Genomic DNA, 1,049 nt, shown 5'->3' with positions numbered 1-1,049 from the left:
TAGAGCGGGATGGGATTTGTAAGAGTCGTGGGATTCCCAAATCATCTTGGTTCTGATTCAACATTGATGCTGGGTAGGAGGCCGGCATGAATGGCAGGATATTCGATGGACCTTCGCGAGCGGGTTGTCGCTGCGGTCAAGACGGAAGGGCTGTCGCGACGTGCGGCGGCGGCACGATTTGGCGTCAGCTATAGCGCGGCCATCGAGTGGCTTAAGCGCGTTGAGGAGAGTGGCAGCGCAGCACCTCGTCAGGTCGGCGGCTACAAACCGAGGAAGCTATCGGGAGCGTGGCGCGATTGGCTGATCGAGCGCTGTCGCGCCCAGGACTTCACCTTGCGCGGCCTTGTGGCCGAACTTGGCGAGCGTGGCCTGAAGGTCGACTACCATTCGGTGTGGGAGTTCGTCCACGACGAGAAGCTCAGTCACAAAAAAAGACGCTGATTGCCGCCGAGCAGGATCGTCCCGATGTGGCGCGCCGGCGGATGCAGTGGACGAAGTATCGGGGCCGGATCGATCCCGCCCGCCTGGTCTTCATCGACGAGACCTGGACCAAGACCAACATGGCGCCGCTCAGAGGATGGGCACCGGTCGGACAGCGTATCAAGGCCAAAGTGCCGCACGGTCACTGGAAGACCATGACCTTCCTGGCGGCGCTGCGCCAAGACCGCATCGATGCGCCTTGGCTGATCGACGGCCCGATCAACGGCGAGAGGTTCCTCCTCTATGTCGAGAAGGTGCTCGTCCCAACACTGCGTCCCGGCGACATCGTCGTCATGGACAATCTCGGCTCGCACAAAGGCAAGGCGGTGCGCCGCGCCATACGCGCCGTCGGCGCAAGGCTCTTCTTCCTGCCGAAATACTCCCCCGACCTCAATCCGATCGAACAGCTCTTCTCAAAGCTCAAGCACTGGCTGAGAAAGGCAGCAAGCCGCACTGTCGAAACCGTTTGCGACGCAATCGGGCAGACCCTCAATCGCGTCACACCGACAGAATGCTCAAACTATTTCGAAAACTCAGGATATGACCGACACTAATCCCATCCCGCTCTA

The 1,049-nt window shown here is 60.2% G+C and carries 1 protein-coding gene; it reads left to right on the top strand.

Going from position 1 to position 1,049, the window contains the following annotated elements; all coding sequences use genetic code 11:
- The first annotated feature begins 90 nt into the window (after positions 1 to 90).
- A protein-coding gene (locus CK228_RS34600; RefSeq protein ID WP_095790663.1) for an IS630 family transposase occupies positions 91 to 1,034 on the top strand; the annotation gives its coding sequence in 2 pieces (ribosomal slippage) (positions 91 to 427 and positions 427 to 1,034; 945 coding nt in all).
- Positions 1,035 to 1,049: the final 15 nt, after the last annotated feature.

The organism is Mesorhizobium sp. WSM4312 (assembly GCF_002294875.1).
In the GTDB taxonomy this organism is placed as follows: domain Bacteria; phylum Pseudomonadota; class Alphaproteobacteria; order Rhizobiales; family Rhizobiaceae; genus Mesorhizobium.
Note: the sequence above shows the minus strand (reverse complement) of the source record. Positions and strands in the feature narration are given on the sequence as shown.